Origin of the sequence: Lysinibacillus sp. G01H, from assembly GCF_028872195.1 — a bacterium.
GTDB classification, from domain to species: domain Bacteria; phylum Bacillota; class Bacilli; order Bacillales_A; family Planococcaceae; genus Lysinibacillus; species Lysinibacillus capsici.
In genome coordinates, this window is record NZ_CP118397.1 from 1,070,669 (window position 1) to 1,096,353 (window position 25,685).

General features: G+C 37.8%; 26 protein-coding genes. 25 read left to right on the top strand and 1 reads right to left on the bottom strand.

Going from position 1 to position 25,685, the window contains the following annotated elements; genetic code table 11:
• Positions 1 to 2: 2 nt before the first annotated feature.
• The 19 genes from rpsP (at position 3) to codY (ending at position 18,245) form a co-directional block, all read left to right on the top strand.
• Entirely contained in the window at positions 3 to 275 is a 273-nt protein-coding gene (gene rpsP, locus PSR12_RS05105) for a 30S ribosomal protein S16 (protein ID WP_004269411.1), read from the top strand.
• A gap of 15 nt (positions 276 to 290) precedes the next feature.
• Positions 291 to 524, top strand: a complete 234-nt coding sequence (locus PSR12_RS05110) for a KH domain-containing protein (protein WP_134018983.1) — start codon at positions 291 to 293, stop codon at positions 522 to 524.
• Positions 525 to 895: 371 nt separating this feature from the next.
• Positions 896 to 1,411, top strand: a complete 516-nt coding sequence (rimM, locus tag PSR12_RS05115; RefSeq protein ID WP_221683436.1) for a ribosome maturation factor RimM — start codon at positions 896 to 898, stop codon at positions 1,409 to 1,411.
• Positions 1,411 to 2,148, top strand: a complete 738-nt coding sequence (gene trmD / locus PSR12_RS05120; protein WP_221683449.1) for a tRNA (guanosine(37)-N1)-methyltransferase TrmD — start codon at positions 1,411 to 1,413, stop codon at positions 2,146 to 2,148. Before rimM ends, trmD begins: the two co-directional genes overlap by 1 nt.
• A gap of 116 nt (positions 2,149 to 2,264) precedes the next feature.
• Positions 2,265 to 2,609, top strand: a complete 345-nt coding sequence (gene rplS, locus PSR12_RS05125; RefSeq protein ID WP_004269407.1) for a 50S ribosomal protein L19 — start codon at positions 2,265 to 2,267, stop codon at positions 2,607 to 2,609.
• Positions 2,610 to 2,714: 105 nt separating this feature from the next.
• Positions 2,715 to 3,284 carry a signal peptidase I gene (lepB, locus tag PSR12_RS05130; protein WP_221683437.1) on the top strand — a complete coding sequence of 190 codons (570 nt, stop codon included), beginning with the start codon at positions 2,715 to 2,717 and terminating at the stop codon, positions 3,282 to 3,284.
• Between the two features lie 55 nt (positions 3,285 to 3,339).
• Complete coding sequence (gene ylqF / locus PSR12_RS05135; RefSeq protein ID WP_004269405.1) at positions 3,340 to 4,215, top strand: ribosome biogenesis GTPase YlqF; 876 nt, start codon at positions 3,340 to 3,342, stop codon at positions 4,213 to 4,215.
• Between the two features lie 164 nt (positions 4,216 to 4,379).
• Entirely contained in the window at positions 4,380 to 5,141 is a 762-nt protein-coding gene (locus PSR12_RS05140; protein WP_221683438.1) for a ribonuclease HII, read from the top strand.
• Positions 5,142 to 5,197: 56 nt separating this feature from the next.
• Positions 5,198 to 7,084 (top strand): hypothetical protein, encoded by a 1,887-nt coding sequence (locus PSR12_RS05145; protein WP_221683439.1) that lies wholly within the window; start codon positions 5,198 to 5,200, stop codon positions 7,082 to 7,084.
• The gene (locus tag PSR12_RS05150; protein WP_048391628.1) at positions 7,081 to 7,383 is read left to right on the top strand and encodes an EscU/YscU/HrcU family type III secretion system export apparatus switch protein; all 303 of its coding nucleotides are present in this window, start codon (positions 7,081 to 7,083) and stop codon (positions 7,381 to 7,383) included. The genes PSR12_RS05145 and PSR12_RS05150 overlap by 4 nt, the downstream gene beginning before the upstream one ends.
• Positions 7,384 to 7,545: 162 nt before the next feature.
• Entirely contained in the window at positions 7,546 to 8,706 is a 1,161-nt protein-coding gene (gene sucC / locus PSR12_RS05155) for an ADP-forming succinate--CoA ligase subunit beta (protein WP_221683440.1), read from the top strand.
• Positions 8,707 to 8,723: 17 nt separating this feature from the next.
• Entirely contained in the window at positions 8,724 to 9,626 is a 903-nt protein-coding gene (sucD, locus tag PSR12_RS05160; protein WP_004229280.1) for a succinate--CoA ligase subunit alpha, read from the top strand.
• Positions 9,627 to 9,824: 198 nt separating this feature from the next.
• On the top strand, positions 9,825 to 10,721 hold the full coding sequence (dprA, locus tag PSR12_RS05165) for a DNA-processing protein DprA (protein ID WP_221683441.1): 897 nt from the start codon (positions 9,825 to 9,827) through the stop codon (positions 10,719 to 10,721).
• A gap of 91 nt (positions 10,722 to 10,812) precedes the next feature.
• Positions 10,813 to 12,891: a type I DNA topoisomerase gene (gene topA / locus PSR12_RS05170; RefSeq protein WP_221683442.1), complete on the top strand. Its 2,079-nt coding sequence runs from the start codon at positions 10,813 to 10,815 to the stop codon at positions 12,889 to 12,891.
• 19 nt (positions 12,892 to 12,910) lie between these two features.
• Complete coding sequence (trmFO, locus tag PSR12_RS05175) at positions 12,911 to 14,224, top strand: FADH(2)-oxidizing methylenetetrahydrofolate--tRNA-(uracil(54)-C(5))-methyltransferase TrmFO (protein WP_221683444.1); 1,314 nt, start codon at positions 12,911 to 12,913, stop codon at positions 14,222 to 14,224.
• A gap of 287 nt (positions 14,225 to 14,511) precedes the next feature.
• Complete coding sequence (xerC, locus tag PSR12_RS05180) at positions 14,512 to 15,411, top strand: tyrosine recombinase XerC (RefSeq protein WP_004229272.1); 900 nt, start codon at positions 14,512 to 14,514, stop codon at positions 15,409 to 15,411.
• A gap of 21 nt (positions 15,412 to 15,432) precedes the next feature.
• Positions 15,433 to 15,978, top strand: coding sequence for an ATP-dependent protease subunit HslV (gene hslV, locus PSR12_RS05185; protein WP_004229270.1), 546 nt, complete (start codon positions 15,433 to 15,435; stop codon positions 15,976 to 15,978).
• Positions 15,978 to 17,378 carry an ATP-dependent protease ATPase subunit HslU gene (gene hslU / locus PSR12_RS05190; RefSeq protein WP_221683447.1) on the top strand — a complete coding sequence of 467 codons (1,401 nt, stop codon included), beginning with the start codon at positions 15,978 to 15,980 and terminating at the stop codon, positions 17,376 to 17,378. The genes hslV and hslU overlap by 1 nt, the downstream gene beginning before the upstream one ends.
• An 87-nt stretch (positions 17,379 to 17,465) precedes the next feature.
• Positions 17,466 to 18,245, top strand: coding sequence for a GTP-sensing pleiotropic transcriptional regulator CodY (gene codY, locus PSR12_RS05195; protein ID WP_004229266.1), 780 nt, complete (start codon positions 17,466 to 17,468; stop codon positions 18,243 to 18,245).
• Positions 18,246 to 18,423: 178 nt separating this feature from the next.
• Here the strand turns inward: codY and PSR12_RS05200 are convergent, their stop codons facing one another.
• A complete protein-coding gene (locus tag PSR12_RS05200; RefSeq protein ID WP_274771915.1) occupies positions 18,424 to 19,773 on the bottom strand; it encodes an IS1182 family transposase in 1,350 nt (449 codons plus the stop codon).
• A 1,192-nt stretch (positions 19,774 to 20,965) separates the two neighbouring features.
• On the opposite strand from PSR12_RS05200, the gene flgB reads away from it, so the two are divergent.
• From flgB to fliH, 6 genes are all read left to right on the top strand, one after another.
• Entirely contained in the window at positions 20,966 to 21,358 is a 393-nt protein-coding gene (gene flgB / locus PSR12_RS05205) for a flagellar basal body rod protein FlgB (protein ID WP_004269305.1), read from the top strand.
• 3 nt (positions 21,359 to 21,361) lie between these two features.
• Positions 21,362 to 21,823 (top strand): flagellar basal body rod protein FlgC, encoded by a 462-nt coding sequence (gene flgC, locus PSR12_RS05210; protein WP_054550512.1) that lies wholly within the window; start codon positions 21,362 to 21,364, stop codon positions 21,821 to 21,823.
• 26 nt (positions 21,824 to 21,849) lie between these two features.
• On the top strand, positions 21,850 to 22,155 hold the full coding sequence (fliE, locus tag PSR12_RS05215; protein ID WP_221682765.1) for a flagellar hook-basal body complex protein FliE: 306 nt from the start codon (positions 21,850 to 21,852) through the stop codon (positions 22,153 to 22,155).
• Between the two features lie 120 nt (positions 22,156 to 22,275).
• Positions 22,276 to 23,871, top strand: coding sequence for a flagellar basal-body MS-ring/collar protein FliF (gene fliF / locus PSR12_RS05220; protein WP_048391617.1), 1,596 nt, complete (start codon positions 22,276 to 22,278; stop codon positions 23,869 to 23,871).
• Between the two features lie 15 nt (positions 23,872 to 23,886).
• A complete protein-coding gene (gene fliG / locus PSR12_RS05225; RefSeq protein ID WP_193831172.1) occupies positions 23,887 to 24,900 on the top strand; it encodes a flagellar motor switch protein FliG in 1,014 nt (337 codons plus the stop codon).
• Entirely contained in the window at positions 24,893 to 25,681 is a 789-nt protein-coding gene (gene fliH, locus PSR12_RS05230) for a flagellar assembly protein FliH (protein WP_221682764.1), read from the top strand. The genes fliG and fliH overlap by 8 nt, the downstream gene beginning before the upstream one ends.
• The last annotated feature ends 4 nt before the right edge of the window (positions 25,682 to 25,685 follow it).

The following is a 25,685-nucleotide window of genomic DNA, read 5'->3' on the forward strand; positions in this document are numbered from 1 at the left end:
AAATGGCAGTTAAAATTCGCTTAAAACGTATGGGAGCTAAAAAATCTCCTTTCTATCGTATCGTAGTTGCAGACGCACGTTCACCACGTGACGGTCGTCAAATCGAAACAGTTGGTACTTACAACCCACTAACTCAACCAGCTACTGTAAACATTGATGAAGAGAAAGCTCTTAAATGGTTAGCTGACGGTGCAAAACCATCAGATACAGTACGTAACCTGTTCTCAGAACAAGGTATCATGGAAAAATTCCATAACCAAAAATTCAGTAAATAATCGGGGGCGACGTCTTTGAAGCAGCTGATTGAAGCAATCGTTTTACCGTTAGTCGATTATCCAAAAGAAGTTCGTATTGAGACGGATGAAAATGCAAATCGAATTGTTTATAAACTTTTTGTTCATCCAGAGGATAGAGGGAAAGTCATAGGCAAGCAAGGGCGAGTAGCAAAAGCGATTCGTACAATTGTTTATTCAGCGGCAGGTAGTCACCATCAAAAGAAGACCTACGTCGATATATTGGATTAATAGAAAAGATTTTCACGCTCTTGCAACAAGTACTAGTGAGTCCTGATAGGTGTGTTTACATGTCGCTTAGGAGTTCGAAGTGGCCTTTAGTATAAAGCGTAAAATCTGGACGAAAAAGGAGGGAGCTTGTAGGTTCCTTCCTTTTTTTATCTTTTTTTAACATCAGCATATCGCTATGATTTCTGTTTAAGTGGAAATTAAAGCTTAAATAAGGAGTATAGCTAAAGGATATTGCTTATATTATTGTTGACAAGACAAATGAGTCTTAGCTAAAACTACATTCTTCCAAATCACATCTGCAAGAACGGAACCTTTTTTGGATGAGCCAGATGCATTGTGAAGATAAGCATGTTTTTACGAGGTGAAATAGAATGGAATGGTTTAATGTAGGTCGAATTGTCAATACGCACGGTATTCGTGGTGAGGTACGTGTATTATCGACAACAGACTTTGAAGAAGAACGTTTTGCGGTAGGAAATAAGCTTGCTGCCTTTAAAAAAGACGATAAGAAGCCAACCTGGGTAACGATTGACTCTATGCGTCGTCATAAAAACTTTATTTTATTAACTTTTGAAGGCATGAACAATATCAACTTGGTTGAGCCATTTAAAGAAGGCATGCTGAAAGTGACAAAAGATCAAATGACTAATGATCTTCTTGAAGAAAATGAGTTCTTTTTCCATGAAATAATAGGCTGTACAGTTATTTCTGAAGAGGGCGAAACAATCGGTGTTGTAGCAGATATCCTGCAAACAGGGGCAAACGATGTATGGGTAGTGAAAGGGACTAAGAAAGAACACTATATCCCTTATATAGAAGATATCGTGAAAGATATTGATGTTATGGACAAAAAAATAGTCATTCATGTTATGGAAGGCTTATTATGATGAATATTCATGTATTGAGCCTGTTCCCTGATATGTTTTCAGGCGTTTTTGGTGCATCTATTTTAAAGAAGGCCCAAGAAAAGGGAGCTGTAAATTTAGAGGTAACGGATATTCGTACATTTTCAGGGAACAAGCATAATCAAGTTGACGACTATCCATATGGTGGTGGTGCAGGTATGGTATTAAAGCCTGAACCAATGTTTAGTGCAGTAGAGGCTATTACTGCAGGTAAACAGCCACGTATCATATTAATGTGTCCCCAGGGTGAACGATTTACGCAGAAAAAAGCAGAGGAGCTAGCGCAGGAAACAGAGTTAGTGTTCTTATGTGGTCATTATGAAGGCTATGATGAGCGTATACGTCAGCATCTCGTGACAGACGAGATTTCCATTGGCGATTTTGTCTTAACAGGTGGGGAATTAGGCGCTATGACTGTTATTGATAGCGTAGTTAGATTGTTACCTGGAGTCTTAGGACAAGAGGATTCTCATATCCAGGATTCTTTTTCAACGGGTCTCCTTGAGCATCCACATTATACACGTCCTGCGGAGTTCCGTGGCATGAAGGTACCTGATGTTTTATTATCGGGGAATCATGCTAAAATCGAGCAATGGCGAGAGGAACAGTCGCTGAAAAGAACTTTTGAGCGCCGTCCTGACTTACTTGAGCAATACCCATTAACAGACAAGCAAAAATTGTATCTAGAAAAACTAAAAAACAATCGTCAAGATGCTTGATTGCTAAATCTATTTATGATAACATCTAATCTGTACTTCTATGTGGAGTACTGAATTACGGTGTTCCGCTGTGGCATAGATTGCGTGCAAGAGCATCTGTCTAAGGAGAGAAAACAATGTCAAACATTATTGCAGAAATTACAAAATCTCAGCTTCGCTCTGATCTACCAACTTTCCGTCCTGGTGATACTGTTAAGGTACACGTGAAAGTAGTAGAGGGTACTCGTGAACGTATCCAAATTTTCGAAGGTGTAGTAATTAAACGTCGTGGTGGCGGAATTAGCGAAACTTTCACAGTTCGTAAAATTTCTTACGGTGTAGGTGTTGAGCGTACATTCCCTGTACACACACCAAAAATCGCTAACTTAGAAGTTGTACGTCGTGGTAAAGTACGTCGTGCTAAACTTTACTACCTACGTAACCTACGTGGTAAAGCTGCTCGTATTAAAGAAATTCGATAATTATGACTTAAAAGTGAGGGGCTTGTGTTCAAGCCTCTTTTCTTTTTGCTTGTCATCTTTATTCACTATCATCTAAAATGGTGTTAGACAAGGGGGCAATTCTCAATGGAAAAACAAGTGAAAGAAAAAAATGAATTATGGGAATGGACAAAAGCACTATTAATTGCATTTGCGATTGCTGCAGTTATTCGATATTTTTTATTTACACCCATTGCAGTTGATGGAGAGTCCATGATGCCAACCCTTGAAGATGGCGACCGAATGATTGTGAATAAAATTGGTTATAAAATAGGTGAGCCTAAACGTTTTGATATCGTTGTATTTCATGCACCTGAACAAAAAAATTACATAAAGCGTGTAATTGGATTGCCAGGAGATACACTAGAGTATAAGGATGATCAATTGTATATAAATGGTGAGCCAATTGATGAACCCTATTTAGATGCCTATAAAGCACAAATCACAGAGGGAACTTTAACAGAAGATTTCACCTTAAATGATATTGATCTTTCCTTGGATAGCAATACTATTCCTGAGGGGTATATCTTTGTTATGGGAGATAATCGTCGATATAGTAAAGACAGTCGACATATTGGCCTTGTGAACCAAAAAGAAATTATTGGTAATACCAGTCTGATTTTCTGGCCATTTAGTGACATAAAAATTGTAAAGTAATGTATGAAAGGGAGAGCAAATTACTCCCTTTTCTTTTAGTTTAGGAGGTATAGCTGTGACGATACAATGGTTTCCAGGGCATATGGCTAAAGCCCGACGTGAAGTAACTGAAAAATTAAAGCTTGTCGATATTATCTTTGAATTAATAGATGCACGTTTACCGCTATCCTCACGTAATCCGATGATTGACGAAGTCATTAACCAAAAACCTCGTCTTTTGATCTTAAATAAAGCGGATATGGCAGATGAACAAGAAACACGGAAATGGGTAGAGTATTTTGCAAAGCGTGGCCATAAAGCAGTAGCCATTAACTCACTTGAGGGCAAGGGCTTACAGCAAGTCACAAAAGCGGCACAAGAGATTTTAAAAGAAAAATTTGATCGCATGAAAGCAAGAGGAATGAAGCCTAGAGCTATTCGTGCCATGATTGTGGGTATTCCAAACGTGGGAAAATCCACATTGATTAATCGATTAGCGAAAAAAAATATCGCTAAAACGGGCAATACACCAGGTGTGACAAAGGCACAGCAATGGATCAAAGTTGGTAAAGAGCTTGAACTATTGGATACACCAGGTATTTTATGGCCAAAGTTTGAGGATCAAGAAGTAGGCTTTAAATTAGCTTTAACTGGAGCTATTAAGGATACTATTACAAATATGGAAGACCTAGCTGTCTATGGGTTGCGATTCTTATCTAATCATTATCCAAAGCGTATGGATGAGCGTTACGGTCTCGAGTTTATCCATGAGGAGTTAGTGGATACTTTTGACCATATTGGTAAGCTACGTCGTGTATTTGGTCCTGGTGGAGAAATAGATTATGACCAAGTAGCTCAACTAATTGTTCGAGATATCCGAGGATTACAATTAGGTAAACTTACCTTTGATTTTGTGGATGAGCAGTTAGAAAAAGAAACTGAACAATTATAAGTATTTAAAACTGTCACACGTTCTTTTGTGACAGTTTTTCTTTTAGGAATACATTTTTTAACCGATAATGACTATAGAGAGGAAAATAGTTTTCGAGTTAAAGAGACTACATAAGAACTGAACATGCTATAGTTTGAATGAATAGAAGCAAGAAGGAGTACACAATGAAAACCATTAAGGAAATTACAACTGCATTGAAAGCTGCTGAGGAATGGCAAGATTGGATGAAAGAAATTACAGCGGATGAAAGAGCAGGTGTACAAAAGGCATGGCTAACTTGGCAAAAGAGACAAGATAAAAAACATCAATTACTGCAAGAGCATCAAAAAAAAGTTGCATTCGATTTAAGCTATGGGAAAACAGATACATTTATTGCAGGTGTAGATGAAGCAGGACGGGGACCGCTAGCAGGGCCAGTCGTAACGGCAGCAGTAATTTTACCGACAAATTGTGAGGCACTTGTTGGTCTGAACGACTCAAAGCAATTATCGAAGGACAAACGAAATGGCTTTGCAACATTAGTTAAAGAGCATGCCGTAAGCTATTTTATTCATTTTCAATCTGCCCAACAAATTGATGAACTGAATATATATGAAGCAACAAAACAATCTATGAAGGTAAGTGTTGAATCATTGTCGACAAAGCCTGATGTTGTTTTAGTAGATGCTATGACATTACCTATTACAATTCCTCAAGATTCGATTATAAAAGGAGATGCTAAGAGCTTAGCGATAGCAGCTGCATCCATTTTAGCTAAAACAGCACGGGATGAGTATATGGAGCAATTAGACGAGGAATTTCCAATGTATGGATTTGGGCAACATGCGGGGTATGGGACAAAGCAACATTTAAAAGCGTTAGAGGAATTTGGACCGACTATTCACCATCGTAAATCATTTGAACCAATAAAATCTATGTTTTCATAAAGCTAAAAAACGGTAGACAATTACACGAAGGAGTAATTGATGAAAGGAGTATGTATATGACAGCCACATCATTTAATCCAATTCAACTGCAGCAAAATGCAATGACTTCGACAAATCAACCACTTGCTTTAAAACAAGGACAAGTATTTCACGGAACAATTAAGCAATTATATCCAGATCAAATGGCAGAAATCCAAGTAGGTAATCAAAAATTTATAGCTAAACTCGAAGTGCCGTTAAAAGCTGGGGATGCCCATTTCTTTCAGGTAACAGGGACAAATCCACAAACGGAATTGAAAATAGTGACTGGACCGATGGCGCAGGCATCCACACCAAATCAGCAAATTAATCAGTTATTAGAATCCATGAATTTGCCTAAATCACCAGAAATGCAGCAATTATTAGGGCATTTTATGAAAGCACAGCTACCCATTTCTAAAGAACAAATGCTGCAAGCTGAAATGTGGTTAAAGGCATTACCAGAGGGTATATCAAAAGTAGATGCTCTACAAACCATTCAAAAAATGATAGAGCTAAAAATGCCTATGATAAACGATGTGTTTCAAGCATTGATGAGTGGTCAAAAGACATCTGGTATGACTGCTATCATGGATAACTTTGCTCAACTTTTAGCGAAGGATACAACCCTATCTGAGTCATTGAGGCAAAATTTATTGCAACAAGTACAAGCGATTGCCAAGCCCTTTGAAGTAGAAACGGGTAGTGCAGTGCTTGCAAGGCTTTTACAAAGTTTAACGAATAGTGCTGCGACAGTGAATGAAAAAATGCAAGCTTTATCAATGCTAAAAGAGTCGGGGATTCTTCCTCAGCAGGCTACATTGCAAAACTGGTCAAAAATTGAAGCAAAAGCCTTTCAGCCAATACAGCAAGCTGGTCAAGTTATTCAAACCATTCTTGCTACAAAGTCAGAAAATGCTAGTCAACTGGTGGCACAGCTTAAATCATGGACCGAAAGTCAAAATTTATTAACGAATGAGCAAAAACAGCATATCAATCAGCTGGTGGATCGTTTTAATCAGTTACCAGTATCAAAACAAACGCTAGAGGTTTTTGCTAAACAAATGCAGGATCAGTTATTAAAAGCATTTACTCAAAATACAGCTGATCGTTTATTTACACAGGATGCCCATGCACTTTCAGTGAAAGATCATTTGTTATCCCTATTTAAGCAAGAGGCCAATTCGACTTCACAGAATGAGGCACTCATGCGCAATCTAGTGAAAAATAGTATTAATTCTTCGCAACCATTTATACAGCAAGTTGTGACACAAGCAGATGCACAAGTACAAAATTCAATGGATAGTAAGGCGATGGAGCATGCACTTAAAACGGTGTTGAAAAATTTAGGAATTAGCTATGAGGCAACATTAGGAAACAAGTCGGCTGATTTACAAATGATTGCGCATCAGCTAAAGCCACAACTCCATACATTATTGCAGGAAACTAATATACCACCTCAAATGAAGGAAGCGGCAGAGATGCTTATGACGCGTATGAATGGAATGCAGCTATCTTCAGGAGAAAACGGTCATCAACATCAGCTTATCATGCAAGTTCCGCTTGAATTTTTTGGAAAGAAGATGGATGCAACCTTACAATGGAATGGTCGCATGAAAGATAATGGCAAAATTGATGCTAACTATGCACGCGTATTATTTTATTTACAAATGGCATCTATGCAAGAAACAGTGATTGATATGCAGGTTCAAAATAGAGTTGTCACAGTAACGGTCTTTAATGAAAATTCGGAAATTCAATCACTTGCTGAGCCGTTGAAGGCTGCTTTAAAAATTGGGCTGGCTGAAAAAAATTATCAACTTTCAGGTGTGTTTATTAAACAATTTGACAAAGGGCAAACGGAAAAAGTAGGTCCTGTAGTAGAACAGCGAGAGGAGCAGAGTGGGGTGGATATCCGCGTATGAGCGAAGAAAAACTTACTCGGAAAGAGGCAATTGCGCTTACGTATAAGCTTGGTCAATTTGATAGTCCCACTGTTGTAGCAAAGGGAAAAGGGAAAATTGCCGAGAATATTTTGGCAAGAGCAAATGAGCATAATGTGCCGATTTATGAGGATCCTAACCTTGTGCAGTTGCTTGGTCAATTAGATTTAAACGAGTCTATTCCTGAAGAATTATATCAGGCAGTAGCAGAAGTTTTCGCATTTATTTATCGTTTGGATCAGCAACATGCGCAAAAATATAGAAAAAATGAATTATTCTGATTATTTTTACAAGCTGTTTTAGTACACAAAATAGAAAAAAGCGTCATAATAAGAGAGAAAATTCGAACTAAAGACAAAGTGTAGACTTTATCAGAATCTTTCGTTAGAATAGTCTATGTTAGTAAAACAATTCTATGCAAATGTTTGATGGGAGGATGTATTATGAATATCCATGAATATCAAGGGAAAGAGATTCTGAGAAAATATGGTGTAGCTGTACCAAACGGAAAAGTTGCTTTTTCCCCTGATGAAGCAGTAAAAGTAGCGAAGGAACTTGGCTCAAACGTAACAGTAGTCAAGGCGCAAATCCATGCAGGTGGACGCGGTAAAGCAGGCGGTGTCAAAATCGCTAAAAACCTTGACGAAGTGCGCACATACGCAAAAGAGTTATTAGGAAAAATTTTAGTGACTCATCAAACAGGTCCAGAAGGAAAAGAAGTAAAACGTTTGTATATTGAAGAGGGTTCTGATATCCAAAAAGAATACTATTTAAGTCTAGTATTAGACCGTGCTACATCTCGTGTAACAATGATGGGATCTGAAGAAGGCGGTATGGATATTGAAGAAGTAGCAGAAACAAATCCGGAAAAAATCTTCAAAGAAGTAGTAGATCCTGTAGTTGGATTAACAAGCTTCCAAGCACGTCGTATGGCGTTTAATATGAACATTCCAGCAAACCTTGTAGGGAAAGCTGTTAAATTAATGTTAGGCTTATATCAAGCATTTATCGACAAAGATGCATCGATTGTAGAAATTAATCCACTTGTTGTAACTGGACAAGGTGAAGTAGTAGCATTAGATGCTAAATTCAATTTTGATGCCAATGCATTATATCGACATAAGGATATTGTCGAATTACGCGATTTTGACGAAGAAGATGCAAAAGAGATCGAAGCTTCAAAATATGACCTAAGCTATATTTCATTAGATGGAAATATTGGCTGTATGGTTAACGGTGCTGGTCTTGCCATGGCAACGATGGATACAATTAGTTATTATGGCGGAAGCCCTGCTAACTTCCTAGATGTAGGGGGCGGTGCAACAGCTGAAAAAGTAACAGAGGCTTTCAAAATTATCCTTTCTGATTCAAACGTAAAAGGCATTTTCGTCAACATCTTTGGTGGAATTATGAAGTGTAACATTATTGCTGAGGGTGTTGTAACGGCTGCTAAAGAGATTGGTTTAGCTGTGCCATTAGTTGTACGTTTAGAAGGTACAAATGTTGAACTTGGAAAAGAAATTTTAAATGCATCTGGTTTAAACATCGTTGCAGCGGATTCAATGGCTGACGGTGCACAAAAAATTGTGGGACTAGTAGGCTAAGGAAGGCAGGGAGAACAATGGCTGTATTTATTAACAAAGATACGAAGGTAATTGTACAAGGGATTACGGGCGAAACAGCTCTATTCCATACGAAGCAAATGCTTGAGTATGGTACTAAAATCGTAGCAGGTGTAACACCAGGTAAAGGTGGACTTGAAATCGAGGGAGTTCCTGTTTTCAATACAGTAGCAGAAGCTGTAGCTGCAACAGGTGCTACAACTTCAGTTATCTATGTACCTGCACCATTTGCGGCAGATGCAATTTTAGAAGCTGTTGATGCTGAATTAGAATTAACAATCTGTATCACAGAGCATATTCCTGTCCTTGATATGGTTAAGGTTAAACGTTATATGGAAGGCAAAAACACTCGCCTAGTAGGTCCAAACTGTCCAGGTGTTATTACAGCTGATGAATGTAAAATTGGTATCATGCCTGGTTATATTCATACAAAAGGCCATGTAGGAGTTGTTTCTCGTTCTGGTACATTAACATATGAAGCAGTACATCAATTAACACAAGCTGGAATTGGTCAAACAACTGCAGTAGGTATTGGTGGAGACCCTGTCAATGGTACAAACTTCATTGATGTACTTGAAGCCTTTAATAACGATCCAGAAACTTACGCAGTTGTTATGATTGGTGAAATCGGTGGTACAGCTGAGGAAGAAGCAGCTGCATGGATTAAAGCAAATATGACAAAACCTGTTGTAGGCTTTATTGGTGGACAAACTGCACCTCCTGGCAAACGTATGGGTCACGCTGGAGCTATCATTTCTGGTGGTAAAGGAACAGCAGCAGAGAAAATTAAAGCAATGAACGAAGCTGGTATTGAAGTTGCAGAAACACCTTCTGTAATTGGTGAAACATTGATTAAAGTAATTAAAGAAAAAGGGCTATACGAAAAGTGTAAAACCCATTAAAATGGAAGATGTAGCCATTACGGCTACATCTTTTTCATTATTTATACACTGTTTATCATACTTCATTCAACAATTACCTACTTACTTATGAAGAAATCAACAATTTTGTGGCAGATTTTATAAATAATAATGCAATGTTGTGTTGAAAATTATCATGCGGTCATTTAATTTCTTCTATTATAAAAGGAGGTTTATTGAATGATTCTCGCAGTAGATACGCAGAGATTACTAGCCTTACATTATGTATACCCATTACCACTTCAGAAACTTCAGCAATTGTTGTCCCCTGTGAATATTTTAAGCTCTTTTGAAGACATTCATTATGACGACATCGCAAAAGTTTTACAAATATCAGCACATAAAGCACATCAACTTTCTCAGCGCTTTCGACAAATTATGACAACGCCACTTGAAGAGGCCTATGCACGGGCTAATATTTTCCCCATCCCGTTTTATCATCCCTATTTCCCGGCGCAATTATTTGAAATATCAAGTCCACCTACTGTATTGTATGTGAAAGGTCAATATTCCCTGTTAACAAATAAAAAACAGATAGCTATTATAGGCTCTAGGAAGGCGACAGCGTATTCAAAAAGAGCGATAGACTTAATTGTCCCGCCACTTATTCAACGTGATTATACGGTTGTTAGTGGGCTTGCAAGAGGTGCAGATACAATGGCACATAGGGCGACTATCGATATGGGCGGTCATACAATAGCGGTGCTTGGACATGGTTTTAATTATCTCTATCCATCAGAAAACCGCATTCTTGCTACACAAATGGCAGAGCACCAGTTATTAATGACAGAATATCCCCCTTATATGAAGCCTGAAAAATGGCATTTCCCAATGCGTAACCGGATCATTAGTGGTTTATCTCGAGCATTAGTTGTGACAGAAGCGGCATTAAAAAGTGGCACGCTTATTACAACAGAGCTTGCATTAGAGCAAGGAAAAGATGTATTTGTGGTACCAGGACCTATAGACGCAACTCAATCAAAAGGGACAAATCAATTGCTTTTTGAAGGAGCAATTCCCATAGTGAATGGTCATCAAATCATTGAAACATTAGACCTCTTTTCTAACAAAAATTGAAAAAAAGTTGCATTATCTTAAAATCTGTTATACATTTTGCAACAGGTAACTTAAAAAATTAGTAATAGACCTCGCTAAGGGGGAGACATAGATGGCGGATTATTTAGTGATTGTAGAATCACCAGCAAAAGCAAAAACAATTGAACGTTATTTAGGAAAGAAATATAAGGTGAAAGCGTCGGTTGGACACGTACGGGATCTTCCACGTAGTCAGATGGGCGTTAGCGCGGAAAATAATTTCGAGCCTAAATATATTACGATACGTGGTAAAGGACCTGTGTTACAGGAATTAAAGTCTGCAGCTAAAAAAGTAAAGAAAGTTTATCTAGCGGCCGATCCAGACCGCGAGGGAGAAGCAATTGCTTGGCACCTTGCGACTGCATTAAATATTGATATTCACTCAGATTGTCGTGTTGTATTTAATGAAATTACTAAAGATGCAATTATAGAGTCTTTTAAAAATCCACGTCCAATTAACATGGACTTAGTAGATGCGCAGCAAACAAGACGTATATTGGATCGACTTGTTGGCTATAACATTAGCCCAATTCTATGGAAAAAGGTGAAAAAAGGTTTATCAGCAGGTCGGGTACAATCTGTAGCACTACGTATGATCATTGATCGTGAAAATGAAATTAAAAACTTCCAACCTGAAGAATATTGGACAATTGAAGGAACGTTTGAAAAAGGAAAAAAATCATTTGATGCCCTTTACTATGGGAATGGTAAAGACAAAATAAAATTAACAAATGAAGCACAAGTAAAGGCAATCTTAAAAGATGTTAAAGGAACAAACTTTGATGTTGTCAATGTAACGAAAAAGGAACGTAAGCGTAATGCTGCACCAGCCTTTACAACATCATCTTTACAGCAAGAAGCAGCACGAAAATTAAATTTCCGTGCTAAAAAGACCATGATGCTAGCTCAGCAATTATACGAAGGTATAGATATTGGAAAAAAAGAGGGGACAGTCGGGCTAATTACTTATATGCGTACTGATTCCACACGTATTTCTGATACGGCAAAAGCAGAAGCGGTTACGTACATTGAGGGCAAATATGGAAAAGAATACATTGCAACAGATATAAAACAAACAAAGAAAGCTTCAAATGCACAGGATGCGCACGAAGCAATACGTCCAACAAGTACAATGCGGACACCGGATGAATTAAAGACGGTACTTAGCCGTGATCAGCTACGCTTATATCGCTTAATTTGGGAGCGCTTTATTGCGAGTCAAATGGCACCAGCAGTACTTGATACTGTAGCTGTAGATCTTCAAAATGGTGATGTTTTATTCCGTGCAAATGGCTCACAAGTTAAATTCGCAGGCTTTATGAAACTATATATTGAAGGTACTGATGATCAAACTGAAGAGACGACAAAACTTTTACCTGAGATGGAAATTGGTGATCAAGTAAAATCGCTTGAAATCGAGCCTAAACAACATTTTACACAGCCACCACCACGTTATTCTGAGGCGCGACTTGTTAAAACAATGGAAGAACTAGGAATTGGGCGCCCGTCCACATATGCACCGACCCTCGATACAATTCAGCGCCGTGGCTATGTTGTATTAGATGCTAAACGCTTTATGCCAACAGAGCTAGGAGAGATCGTACACCAACTCGTACTAGAATTTTTCCCAGATATCATAAACATCGAATTCACCGCACAAATGGAACAAGATTTAGATGATATTGAAGAAGGCAATCGACAATGGAAAAAAGTTGTGGAAGAATTTTACAAGGACTTTGAAGTCCATGTAAAACATGCGGATGAAGCTATGGAAAAGGTTGTCATTAAAGATGAGCCTGCAGGGGAAGACTGTGAGCTTTGTGGATCTCCAATGGTCTTTAAGCTTGGACGATATGGCAAATTTATGGCTTGTTCTAATTTCCCGGATTGTCGAAATACAAAAGCGATTATGAAGCCTATTGGTGTGAAATGCCCTTCCTGTGAAACGGGCGAGATTGTGGAGCGAAAAAGTAAAACAAAGCGTCTATTCTATGGTTGCAATCAGTATCCTGAATGTGAATTTGTCTCATGGGACAAGCCAATTAATAGACCATGTCCAAAATGTAGTGCATTATTAGTAGAGAAAAAGATAAAAAAAGGTGTGCAAATTCAATGTACGAAGTGTGACTATGAAGAAGCACCTACTCAATGATAGGAAGATGGTAAGAAACATGACTGAACAAGTAGTAAATGTAATTGGAGCTGGACTGGCAGGTAGTGAGGCAGCTTGGCAAATTGCTAAGCGGGGTATAAAAGTTAAACTTTATGAAATGCGTCCAGTAAAGCAGACTCCCGCGCACCATACTGATAAATTTGCAGAACTTGTTTGTTCTAACTCATTGCGGGCAAACGGTTTAACAAATGCTGTAGGCGTTATCAAAGAAGAAATGCGTATGTTAGATTCTGTTATCTTAAAGGCAGCAGACCAATGTTCAGTACCAGCTGGAGGGGCCTTAGCAGTAGATCGTCACGAATTTGCAGGGTATGTAACTGATACTGTGAAAAACCATCCACTTGTGGAGGTTATTCATGAAGAAGTCACAGAAATTCCAGAAGGTATTACAGTTATTGCAACAGGACCTTTAACTTCAAAAGCTTTAGCTGAAAAAATTCAAGGTTTAACTGGTTTAGATTATTTATACTTTTACGATGCAGCAGCACCTATTATCGAAAAAGATAGTATTGATATGAATAAAGTTTATTTAAAATCTCGTTATGATAAAGGGGAAGCGGCTTATTTAAACTGTCCTATGACAAAGGAAGAATTCGATCGTTTCCGCCAAGCATTAATCGAAGCTGAAGTTGTACCATTGAAGGAATTTGAAAAAGAAATTTACTTTGAAGGTTGTATGCCAATTGAAGTCATGGCAGCTCGTGGAGAGAAAACTATGTTATTTGGTCCGATGAAGCCAGTAGGTCTTGAGGATCCAAAAACAGGAAAACGTCCATATGCAGTTGTTCAACTTCGTCAAGACGATGCAGCAGGCACGCTTTACAACATTGTAGGCTTCCAAACGCATTTAAAATGGGGGCCACAAAAGGAAGTGCTACAGCTCATTCCTGGGTTAGAGAATGTAGAAATTGTTCGCTATGGCGTCATGCACAGAAACACCTTCATTAATTCACCGAAAGTTTTAGAAAAAACATATCAACTTCGTGAGCAAAAGAATATTTTCTTTGCAGGTCAGATGACTGGTGTAGAAGGCTATGTTGAATCAGCAGGTAGTGGATTAATTGCAGGAATAAATGCAGCTCGTTTAGCATTAGGACAAGAGCCCATTATTTTCCCATTCGAAACGGCATTAGGAAGCATGGCGCGTTATATAACAGAAGCACAGTCTAAAAACTTCCAGCCTATGAATGTAAACTTCGGCATCTTCCCTGACTTACCGCCTGGTCGTCGTTCTAAACCAGAGCGTGCGGAAATGCATGCAACACGCGCAATAAGCACAATTCGAAATTTTGTGAATTCACAAACAATTTAATTGCCAAAAGCCTCTAAAAGTTGTTATACTCTTAGAGGCTTTTTCTTTTTGTAGACAAAATGCTTAATTAGACGTATTTTATTATTTTGTATGGAGTTTTTCTCAAAATATAACTATTTACACTTGCTATATTATGAAGATAGGTTTAGTGTCAATATGTATGTTTATTAATGATAAGAAAAACGATACAAACTTGTAAGAGATGACAAAGAATTGTATATCCGTTATATTACAAGTGTCAGTCATTTAAGAAAATTATTAATAAATTATTGGTGGTGAATCTTTCTGTGTTAGTTTCGTCCCAAGATGCACTCGAACAGTTCATGCTTTACATCCAAGTTGAAAAGAACTTCTCTGTTCATACAGTGCGAGAATATGAATCAGACCTGCTAGATTTTTTAACCTTTTTACAAACGGAGGGAATCGATGATTTAGCAAGTGTTGAATATATACATGCACGTCTTTATGTAACAAAGTTGTACGATGAGAAAAGGGCAAGGGCTTCTATTTCAAGGAAAATTTCTTCGATACGCTCCTTTTTTCGCTTTCTAAATAGACAGTACGGATTAGATGACGGAGCATTTCGTTCGCTTTATCATCCGAAAAAAGAATCACGTTTACCTAATTTTTTCTACGAAGAGGAATTGAAACAGTTATTTGATGCGAATACTGGTGATGATTTGAAATCATTAAGAAATATAGCTATATTAGAGCTGTTATATGCAACAGGTATTCGTGTGAGTGAACTGACTTCAATTCAAGTAGAGGATGTAGATTTTCATTATTCGATTATACGAGTAATGGGCAAAGGTCGAAAAGAACGAATCATTCCATTTGGTCAATTTGCGAGTTTAGCAATGCAGGACTACATAGAGCAAGCTCGTCCACGATTGATGAAAAAAACGAATCATCTGCAGTTGTTTGTTAATATGCGTGGTGGGGAACTTACTCCTAGAGGGGTACGTCATATTTTAAACGAAATGATTGACAAGGCCTCACTCCATACAAAAATTTACCCACACATGCTTCGCCATACTTTTGCTACTCATTTATTGAATAATGGCGCAGATTTGCGGACGGTGCAGGAGTTATTAGGTCACTCACATTTATCTTCTACACAAGTTTACACACATGTAACAAAAGAGCATCTTCGTCAAACATATATGAATGCTCATCCAAGGGCATAATAGAGCTAAGGAGGAAGGCAGATGGGACAAATTCATGCAACAACGATATTTGCGGTTCATCATAACGGAGGCTGTGCCATGGCTGGTGATGGTCAAGTAACATTGGGAAATGCAGTTGTGATGAAGGGTACAGCAAGGAAGGTCAGACGTCTGTTTAATGGGCAGGTCCTCGCTGGTTTTGCAGGTTCAGTTGCTGATGCCTTTACACTTTTTGAAATGTTTGAAGGCAAATTAAATGAGTATAACGGTAATTTACAACGCGCAGCCGTTGAGGTAGCGAAGCAATGGCGTGGTGATAAAATGCTGCGTCAGCTAGAAGCGATGCTACTAGTAATGGATAAAACGACTTTATTACTCGTTTCGGGTACAGGAGAAGTGATTGAACCTGATGATGGCATTTTGGCCATTGGCTCTGGGGGCAATTATGCATTGTCTGCAGGTAGAGCATTAAAAAAATATGCAGGTGAAACAATGACTGCTCGTGAAATTGCTGAAGCGGCATTAGAAACAGCTGCTGAAATCTGTGTATTTACAAATCATAATATTATCGTGGAGGCGCTGAACTAATGACACAAAAAAATTTAACGCCAAGACAAATTACTGAGCATTTAGATCGTTACATTGTTGGGCAGAATGAAGCTAAGCGAGCAGTAGCTATTGCGTTACGAAACCGCTATCGTCGTTCGTTGTTAAATGAAGATATGAAGGCTGAAGTTATTCCGAAAAATATTTTGATGATTGGGCCAACTGGTGTCGGTAAAACAGAAATAGCCAGAAGGATTGCAAAGCTTACCAATGCCCCTTTTGTAAAAGTTGAAGCGACAAAGTTTACCGAAGTAGGCTATGTGGGTAGAGATGTTGAATCAATGGTCCGTGACTTGGTAGAAGCTTCTCACCGTCTAGTTAAAGAAGAAATGATGGAGTCTGTCAAGGAACAAGCAGAACAATTAGCAAATGAAGCAATCGTGAAACTTTTGGTGCCTTCTTTACGTAAAAAACAGGCGATGCAAAATCCGTTTGAAATGCTATTTGGTGGGAAAGAACAACCAACAAATGATGATTCATCAGCAGATGATGGAGAAGTTCGCTCGAAGCGTGCTCAAATTGCAATTGATCTACGCAATGGTAAGTTAGAAAATGAGTGGGTTACTGTAGAGGTAACAGAACAAAATCCATCCATTTTTGATGCGTTACAAGGAACAGGAATGGATATGTCTGCGAATAGTGGTATGCAGGATATGCTATCTAGTTTAATGCCTAAAAAACAGAAAAAACGCCGTGTGCAAGTAAAAGACGCGCGTCGTATTTTAACAATAGAAGAAGCAAATAAGCTGATAGATGCTGATGAAGTAGCACAGGAAGCCATTAATAGAGCTGAGCAAACGGGCATCATTTTTATTGACGAAATCGATAAAATTGCTAGTAAAGAAGGAAATACTTCGGCGAATGTCTCCCGCGAAGGAGTTCAACGTGACATTTTACCAATTGTAGAAGGTTCTACTGTCACTACGAAGTATGGTGCAGTGAAAACAGATTATATGCTGTTTGTTGCTGCTGGGGCATTTCATATGTCAAAACCATCAGACCTAATTCCCGAGTTACAAGGCCGTTTTCCAATTCGGGTAGAGCTTGAAAAATTAACAAAACAGGATTTTGTCCGTATTTTACAAGAACCAGATCAATCATTAATTCTGCAATATAAAGCGCTTTTAGAGACAGAAGGCGTAGAAATTCATTTCACGACAGATGCTATTGAACGAATTGCTGAGATAGCAACTGAAGTGAATCAGGAAACAGACAATATTGGAGCTCGTCGTTTACACACAATATTAGAACGTTTACTGGAAGAACTATCGTTTGAGGCATCTGAGATTGCGCCAGCGAGTATTCCAATCAATGCGGCGTATGTGGATCAAAAACTTGCGGGAATTGTAAAAAACAAAGATTTGTCACAGTTTATACTGTAAGATAAAGCTGATTAGTATCATTCAATAGTAAAAACCTTTAGAATATTTAGTAAATACTCTTCGGATTATTTATAGGAGGAACATATAATGAATTTATTAGAAAAAACACGTAAAATTAACTCGATGCTTCAAGCTTCTGCTGGTAAGCCTGTAAACTTTAAGGAAATGGCAGATACACTAGGAGATATTATTGATAGTAATGTCTATATTTTAAGCCGTAAAGGTAAATTATTAGGTATTTCAATTCACCAACAAATTGAAAATGAACGTATGAAAAAAATGTTTGAAGAGAGACAATTCCCAGAGGAATACACACATAGCTTATTTACGATCTCTGAAACATCTTCAAATTTAGATATTAATAATGAACATACTGCTTTCCCAGTAGAAAATAAAGATTTATTCCAAAATGCTTTAACAACAATTGTACCAATCGTTGGCGGTGGTGAGCGTTTAGGCACTCTAATTCTTGCTCGTTTATCTTCACAATTTGAAGATGATGATCTAATTTTAGCTGAGTATGGTGCAACAGTAGTTGGGATGGAAATTTTACGTGAAAAGTCTGAAGAAATTGAAGAAGAAGCTCGTAGCAAAGCTGTCGTGCAAATGGCTATTAATTCACTTTCGTACAGTGAGTTAGAGGCAATTGAACACATTTTCGAAGAACTTGATGGTAATGAAGGTTTACTAGTTGCTTCTAAAATTGCTGATCGAGTGGGTATTACACGCTCAGTGATCGTAAACGCATTACGTAAACTTGAATCAGCTGGTGTCATTGAATCTCGCTCTTTAGGCATGAAAGGTACTTATATTAAAGTGCTAAACGATAAATTCTTAAATGCTTTAGCAGAAATTAAAATGAAATAAATACTTTTTTTAAGAAGCTAATGAAAGCGTCTATGGTAAACATAGACGCTTCAGACTGTAGACAAAAGCCCTCGAGAAGTTCACTCTCGAGGGCTTTTATCATTTTTCTTCCTATGTCGTCTTGATATTTGGTAATATATTACCAAATCCAACATACTCTTCGAGCATAGTTGCTCTCTTAAGCTACTTGCCACGTCCAAGTAGCCAGTTTCTTTAAATTCATGGCAGCAAAAGTAAGCATCGCCTGCATGGACAATTTTTTTAGACCTCTTAAGGTTGTCCATCGCATACCATGCTTTTCCTTTGCATCGGCAAAGACACGCTCAATCGTTTCTTTGCGCTTTGCATAGATTTGTTTGATGTCATAGGAATGGCGTAAATGTTCTGCTTCCTCCACATACGATTCCCAAATATGACGTTGAATGAGTTTTTGATGATGCTTACTTTCTGTACATTGGGATAGGCTTGGACACTTCGCACAAATCAAAGGATTCGATTTATATTGACGATACCCTTCTTTAGTCGTTGTCGTATACTTCAATATCTGTCCTTGTGGACAAAGATAACAATTATAGTGCTCATCATATATATACTCATGCTTTCGGAAGAATCCATCTCTCATTTTAGGACGTGTATAAGGAAGAACAGGCAACATTTGATTCTCTAATAAAAAGTTTGTAATTGCGGGTGTTTTATAGGCTGCATCTGCCGCAACAGCTAATGGTTTTTGAACGTTTTCAATGACTCTTTCCACAAGTGGCTGTAATACATGACTATCGTGCACATTTCCCGGAGTCACAATGGCACCCAAGACAAAGCCCTTTTCATCTGTCGCTGCATGAAAAGAATACGCAAACTGTTTTGTACGTTCATCCTTCATGTAATATCCACTTTCAGGATCTGTCGTGCTTTCCTTTATTTCTTTCCATTCTTCTTTTTCAAATTTCTCCGGGGAAAAGGGCTTTTTTCCGTGTTCCTCACGATCAATATTTAACTCTAATTGAAGTTTCTCTTCATAAGCCCGTGTTTCTTTTCGCACAACTTTTTTATCATACTTTCGTTTGTTCGCACTCGCTTTCACATGCGTAGAATCGATAAATAAATGGTCTGCATGGAGGAGTCCTTGATGCATAATCTCTTTTAATATACGATAAAATATCTGCTCAAATAGATCGGTGTCTTGAAAGCGACGGACATAATTTTTACCAAAGGTAGAGAAATGCGGAACTTCTGTATGGAAGCCAAATCCTAAAAACCAACGATACGCCATATTCGTTTCAATTTCTTTGATGGTTTGACGCATGGACCGGATACCAAAAACGTACTGAATAAACGTCATTTTAAAGAGAACAACAGGATCAATACTAGGGCGTCCTTTAGCAGAGTAGAGGTTTTCTACTAAAGGATAGATAAATGAAAAATCAATAGCCGCCTCTAGTTTTCGTACTAAATGATCTTGGGGAACTAATTGATCAATCGTTAACATTTCTAATTGTTCACGTTCATTGATTTGATTTTTCGTCATCATGGTTAATCACCTCGAAAGTGTACTTTTTATCAATAGATGAATAAGGAATTCTTTATGTAGAAGTTGATTGGAACGAAGGGTGGCGACTCCTGCGGGAAAAGCGGGAAAGTCGAGATCCTGGACTGAGCGAAGCGAGGGAAGCAGCTCGACCCCGCCCGCGGAAAGCGTCCGCCCGTAGTGGAAATCAACGGCTTTACTTTATTTTATTGTAAAAGAAAAAAGACTGTAGGCAAACTCAAAATTCATTGAGTTTGTCTACAGTCTCAAGCGTCTATGGTAAACATAGACCTTTTTATGTTGTTGAAGTAGATAATTTGAAAAAGACCTTTTAGAAAGGTGAGGGGGTGCATTAGGGTTCGTCATCGACCATTCCAGAGGCGTGGACAATGAATCCGTTAGTCGACCATGAGGAAAAGTGACCTTTCAGACTAGCGATCGTAATTTTTGCTTTTAATGTAGAACGGTGGAGTAGAAGGCTAATTGATTCCCTTGTGAGAAAGGGGAGACTTTAAACAGAGCGGTAGTTTTGTACTTTAAACAACACCTGCTTAAGAAGTTTAAACTGAGTGAGAGAGAAGTGTAGTGGCAAGTATGTAGCGTGGAATGAAAGCCTTTTTCATCTTTCGTAAAATGTATTGTTTTTCAAAACTATGATGCTGTCTATGGTAAATATAGACGTTTTTTTGTGTATTTTCGAAATTTTAGGGCACTTATTTTTTAGAGTATTAATACAAAAACATGGATTTCGTTGCTTTTATCCTAAAAATGTTCGATAATTTGTCACGACGATTAGCATATAAAAAATGTTGGTATGTTACTTTGGAATAATGGTGAATAAACTTATGGTCACTCTATAAAAAATACTCCTACAGTGATCGAACTAGTAAAAAGGGACCTTTATTTAAAAGGATTAAAAAAGGCGATTAACCTCATAAAAAGGTATTTTTCACAATAAAATCGTAAACACTGTCGAAATGGTGTAAAATAACTAGATGATTATTAATCTTTACTGAAGCCTAGAGACACAAAGGATGGGGAAGTTTTGTCATGGTTAAGGGGGAGAAAAAATAGGGCGTATAGACTATTAAAAAGTGACAAAAGACAATAGACACTAGGTATCATCTTAATTACAATTGTATTATTGGATAAATTAACAAGTACATAGATTTTAAATAAAATGAGGTGAACAGTTTTGAATTTATTTGGAGGAACTATTAGTAGCCTGGAAAATGGACTTTCCTATGCCACTTTAAATCATAAAACAATCGCAAATAATATCGCGAATGTCGATACACCTAATTATAAGGCGAAAAATGTTAGTTTTAAGGATATGTTGGAAGAGCAGAAGAGCATAGCTATTTCTGCATACCGCACTGATAATAGACATTATGATTTCACGTTTCGACAAGCTACACCAGGTGTCAATATTGTTGAGAACTTGCGATATAGAAACAATGGGAATGCTGTAGATATGGATGCTGAGCAAGCGAAATTAGCAGAGAATCAAATTTATTATAATGCTCTAATCGATCGTGTTAATGGGAAATTAAACACATTGAATACTGTTATTAAAGGAGGTAAGTAATAGATGTCTATTTTTCATGGGATGAATACCACTGCCTCCGCTTTAACAGCGCAGCGTTTACGTATGGATGTTATTTCTTCTAATATGGCTAACATGGATACAACTCGCGCTCGTCAAGTAAATGGGGAATGGGAACCATATCGACGTAAGTCCGTGACGCTGTCAGCACAAGAAGGACAATTTTCAAATTTTTTGAATATAGCACTAGGTAAAAATGCAAAAAGTGGTGTTGGTAATGGTGTGAAAATTACTCGAATCTCAGAAGATCAAGAAACACCTTTCAAACTTGTATATGACCCAACTCATCCAGATGCAAATGCAGATGGTTATGTAAACATGCCCAACGTCGACCCATTGAAAGAAATGGTTGATTTAATGTCGGCTACTCGTTCTTATGAGGCGAATATAACTGTATTTAATGCGAATAAATCCATGCTTACAAAGGCTTTAGAGATTGGTAAATAAATTTAAGTAGAAAGGAAGATACATACATGGCCATTTCGTCCATTTCGCTAATGACACCTACTCAGGTTGTAAATAACACGAATAAACTGAATGCTACACCTTATGAAGCGCAACAAAGCTTCGCGAACTCGTTAAAAGAAGCAATTGCAAAAGTAAATGATCAACAAATAACTTCTGATAAGTTTACTCAGAAGCTAATTAAAGGTGAAAATGTGGAGTTGCATGAAGTGATGATTGCTTCGCAAAAGGCAAGCATTACCCTAAACGCAACAATTGAAGTTCGCAATAAGGTGATTGAAGCTTACCAAGAAATAATGCGCATGAGTGTTTAATTTTATTGAAAAGATAAGTAACCTCTTTTCAATATAGATTAACAACCACCACTTAGTGTGGCTCATTATGTTCGCAAATTATTGATGGCTAGGTTATTCACTATAACCGGAGGATTCATAATGAATGAACGATTGACAAAAATAAAAAACGACACCAGTCAATTTTGGACAAGTCGAAGTAAAAAGCAAAAAATAGTTATGATTGGCTCCGTGGTAGGTGTAATCGCATTAGCAGCAATTGTGACATTTTTTGCTTCCAAAACTACATATGTTCCACTTTATAAAGATTTATCAACACGGGAAATTGGACAGGTAAAGGAAGCGCTAGATTCCCAAGGTGTGACCTATCAAATTGCTCCAGGTGGAACATCTATTTTAGTGCCAGAAGAGCAAGTTGACTCCTTATTAGTGCAATTAGCTTCAGAGGGATATCCGCAAACAGGTTCAATCGATTACTCATTTGCTAATAGTTCAGGATTTGGTATGACTGATAATGAATTTAACCTATTAAAAAAAGCAGCTACTGAAACTGAAATTGCTAAACTTTTCAAAAATTTGGAAGGCGTAAAAGATGCAAAAGTGATGATTACTGTTCCTGAGGAAGGTGTATTCGTAACGGATGTTCAAGGAGAGGCAACTGCATCTATCGTTTTAAATACTGATCCTGGCTATAAATTTACAGAACAGCAAATAACTACAATGTACAATTTAGTGTCAAAAAGTATTCCGAATTTAAAGACTGAAAATATCGTGATCTCTAACCAATTTTCAGAGTACTTTGATCTGAATGCAGCAACAGCTGATGGTACTTCCACAACAACAGCTGAAGGCCAATTACAAATGAAGAAATTGGTAGAACGAGATCTACAACGTCAAGTGCAAAATATGCTTGGAACGTTGATGGGACAAGATAAAGTAATGGTTTCTGTCACAACGGATATTGATTTCAAGAAAGAAAATCGTGAAGAAAATCTTGTGACACCTGTTGATGAAGAAAATATGGAAGGTATTGCCATAAGTGCTCAGCGAATTACAGAGCAATATTCTGGTACAGGAGCAGCTGCCGCTGCTGGAACACCTGAAGCTGAAACAACTACTGATAACTTTACAACTTATAATGAAGGTACAGCAGGAAATGGTGATTATGAACGTACGGAAGAGACGATTAATAATGACGTGAACCGTATACGTAAGGATATTCAAGAAGCTCCTTATAAAATTCAGGATATTGGGATTCAAGTAATTGTTGAACCACCGACAGCAACTGACGCAGCATCATTACCAGATGGTGTTCGAGAAGATATTGAGAAAATTTTAAGTACAATTGTACGTACAACAATTTCCAAAGACGTAGCAGCAGAACTTACTCAAGAGCAGATCGATGAAAAAGTGGCGGTATCTGTACAACCATTATACGGTAAGGCAACAGAGGTAGCTGATGAAAAACCAATCATTCCATGGTGGGTTTGGGTTATCGGGGGTATCTTGTTAGCTGTTATCTTATTACTAGCATTCTTCATTATCCGTTCACGTAAACGTGCGAAGGAAGAAGAAGAGTTAAGTATCCTAGAAGAACAAGAAGAATTAATGGTTGATGATATTAATGAAGAAATTGAAACGGAAGCTACAATGCGTCGTAAGCAGCTAGAAAAAATGGCCAAAGAAAAGCCAGACGATTTTGCAAAGTTACTGCGTAGTTGGATTGCTGAAGACTAACTAGGAGGTTCGGCTGTGTCCAAGAAAGATAAAGAATTAACCGGAAAACAAAAGGCCGCTCTCTTATTAATTTCATTAGGGCCTGAAGTTTCAGCTTCTGTCTATAAGCATTTAACAGAGGAAGAAATTGAACGTTTAACATTAGAAATTTCAAGTGTTAAAAAAGTAGAATCAAATGTAAAAGAAGAAATTATTGAAGAATTTCACAATATTGCTCTCGCGCAGGACTATATCACACAAGGTGGTATTGGCTATGCAAAAACAGTATTAGAAAAAGCACTTGGCGTAGAACAAGCACAAACAATCATCAATCGACTAACATCTTCTTTACAAGTACGGCCGTTTGATTTTGCTAGAAGAGCTGATCCATCTCAAATTTTTAACTTTATCCAAAATGAACATCCTCAAACAATTGCCCTAATCCTCTCTTATTTAGAGGCAGGGCAAGCAGGGGTTATTTTATCTTCTTTACCACAGGAAGTACAAGCTGACATTGCTAAACGTATAGCGGTCATGGAATCGACTTCACCAGAAGTGATTAGCGAAATTGAATCTGTGTTAGAGCGTAAATTATCATCAACCGTTACGCAGGATTATACAGAAACTGGTGGTATTGATGCAGTCGTTGAAGTTTTAAATGGAGTAGATCGACAAACAGAAAAAACGATACTCGATGCACTGGAAATACAAGACCCAGAACTTGCAGAGGAAATCAAGAAACGTATGTTTGTGTTCGAGGATATTGTTACACTCGACAATCGTTCCATTCAGCGTGTTATTCGTGATTGTGAAAACGAAGACTTACTGCTTTCAATGAAGGTATCAAGTGAAGAGGTAAAAGATATTATATTCCGTAATATGTCACAACGTATGGCTGAAACATTTAAAGAAGAAATGGAAATTATGGGACCTGTACGTTTACGTGACGTAGAGGAGGCACAATCTCGTATTGTTGCTGTTATTCGTCGTCTAGAGGATGCTGGAGAGATTATTATTGCTCGTGGTGGAGGAGATGACGTCATTGTCTAGAATCATCCGTTCTATTTACACTAAGTCTGATAGCGATAATGTCAAAGAAATACAGATTCGTGATATGTTTGAAGTGGTGGAAGAATATCAAGAAGAAGGACCTCCTCAGCATCAATTAACGTTGGATGAAGTCGTGGCAGAGCGAGATCGTTTACTTACTGAAGCAAGAACTGCTTTGCAAGCTGAACGAGAGATGTTTGAACAGGAAAAGCATAGACACTTTCAAGAGATTGAACATTTAAAGCTAAGTTGGGAGGAAGAGAGACCCAATCGTGTTCAAGAAGCTTATGATGAGGGATTTGGACAAGGCTATGAAGATGGCGTGAATAAGGCCACTGAAGCAATGGCTCAGTCACTTCAAACAGCGAACGAAATAATGATGTTAGCGAAAGAAAATGCTCAAAAATATATTGAGGATCAAGAAGCGGTAATTTTAGAGTTAGGTTTAACTGCTGCAGAAAGAATTATTGGTACTTCGTTAGAACAGGATAACGAACTATTTGTATCGATTGTGCGTAGAGGGCTGAAAGAAGCAAGAGAAATGAAGGAAATTAAAATTTATGTTTCGCCAGCTTATTATGCTTTAATTACGACCAACCGAGATGAATTAGCAGAAATGTTCCCAATAGACGTACCATTTATGATTTTTGTAAATGAAGATTTAGATAATGAGACAGATTGCTATATTGAAACAAATCATGGGCGAATTATGGTTAGTATCGATGAGCAATTAAATGCACTTAGATTAAAGTTACATGAAATATTAGAGAGTAAGGAATGATCTT

What these genes read in the sequence shown, in the direction of transcription:
- hslU (WP_221683447.1), top strand. Translation starts at nt 15,978, where the DNA reads ATGACACAAAAAAATTTAACGCCAAGACAAATTACTGAGCATTTAGAT.
- PSR12_RS05150 (WP_048391628.1), top strand. Translation starts at nt 7,081, where the DNA reads ATGAGCGAAGAAAAACTTACTCGGAAAGAGGCAATTGCGCTTACGTAT.
- sucD (WP_004229280.1), top strand. Translation starts at nt 8,724, where the DNA reads ATGGCTGTATTTATTAACAAAGATACGAAGGTAATTGTACAAGGGATT.
- topA (WP_221683442.1), top strand. Translation starts at nt 10,813, where the DNA reads ATGGCGGATTATTTAGTGATTGTAGAATCACCAGCAAAAGCAAAAACA.
- PSR12_RS05200 (WP_274771915.1), bottom strand. Translation starts at nt 19,773, where the DNA reads ATGATGACGAAAAATCAAATCAATGAACGTGAACAATTAGAAATGTTA.
- fliF (WP_048391617.1), top strand. Translation starts at nt 22,276, where the DNA reads ATGAATGAACGATTGACAAAAATAAAAAACGACACCAGTCAATTTTGG.
- lepB (WP_221683437.1), top strand. Translation starts at nt 2,715, where the DNA reads ATGGAAAAACAAGTGAAAGAAAAAAATGAATTATGGGAATGGACAAAA.
- trmD (WP_221683449.1), top strand. Translation starts at nt 1,411, where the DNA reads ATGAATATTCATGTATTGAGCCTGTTCCCTGATATGTTTTCAGGCGTT.
- hslV (WP_004229270.1), top strand. Translation starts at nt 15,433, where the DNA reads ATGGGACAAATTCATGCAACAACGATATTTGCGGTTCATCATAACGGA.
- sucC (WP_221683440.1), top strand. Translation starts at nt 7,546, where the DNA reads ATGAATATCCATGAATATCAAGGGAAAGAGATTCTGAGAAAATATGGT.
- fliE (WP_221682765.1), top strand. Translation starts at nt 21,850, where the DNA reads ATGGCCATTTCGTCCATTTCGCTAATGACACCTACTCAGGTTGTAAAT.
- flgC (WP_054550512.1), top strand. Translation starts at nt 21,362, where the DNA reads ATGTCTATTTTTCATGGGATGAATACCACTGCCTCCGCTTTAACAGCG.
- trmFO (WP_221683444.1), top strand. Translation starts at nt 12,911, where the DNA reads ATGACTGAACAAGTAGTAAATGTAATTGGAGCTGGACTGGCAGGTAGT.
- PSR12_RS05145 (WP_221683439.1), top strand. Translation starts at nt 5,198, where the DNA reads ATGACAGCCACATCATTTAATCCAATTCAACTGCAGCAAAATGCAATG.
- PSR12_RS05140 (WP_221683438.1), top strand. Translation starts at nt 4,380, where the DNA reads ATGAAAACCATTAAGGAAATTACAACTGCATTGAAAGCTGCTGAGGAA.
- rpsP (WP_004269411.1), top strand. Translation starts at nt 3, where the DNA reads ATGGCAGTTAAAATTCGCTTAAAACGTATGGGAGCTAAAAAATCTCCT.
- dprA (WP_221683441.1), top strand. Translation starts at nt 9,825, where the DNA reads ATGATTCTCGCAGTAGATACGCAGAGATTACTAGCCTTACATTATGTA.
- rimM (WP_221683436.1), top strand. Translation starts at nt 896, where the DNA reads ATGGAATGGTTTAATGTAGGTCGAATTGTCAATACGCACGGTATTCGT.
- codY (WP_004229266.1), top strand. Translation starts at nt 17,466, where the DNA reads ATGAATTTATTAGAAAAAACACGTAAAATTAACTCGATGCTTCAAGCT.
- rplS (WP_004269407.1), top strand. Translation starts at nt 2,265, where the DNA reads ATGTCAAACATTATTGCAGAAATTACAAAATCTCAGCTTCGCTCTGAT.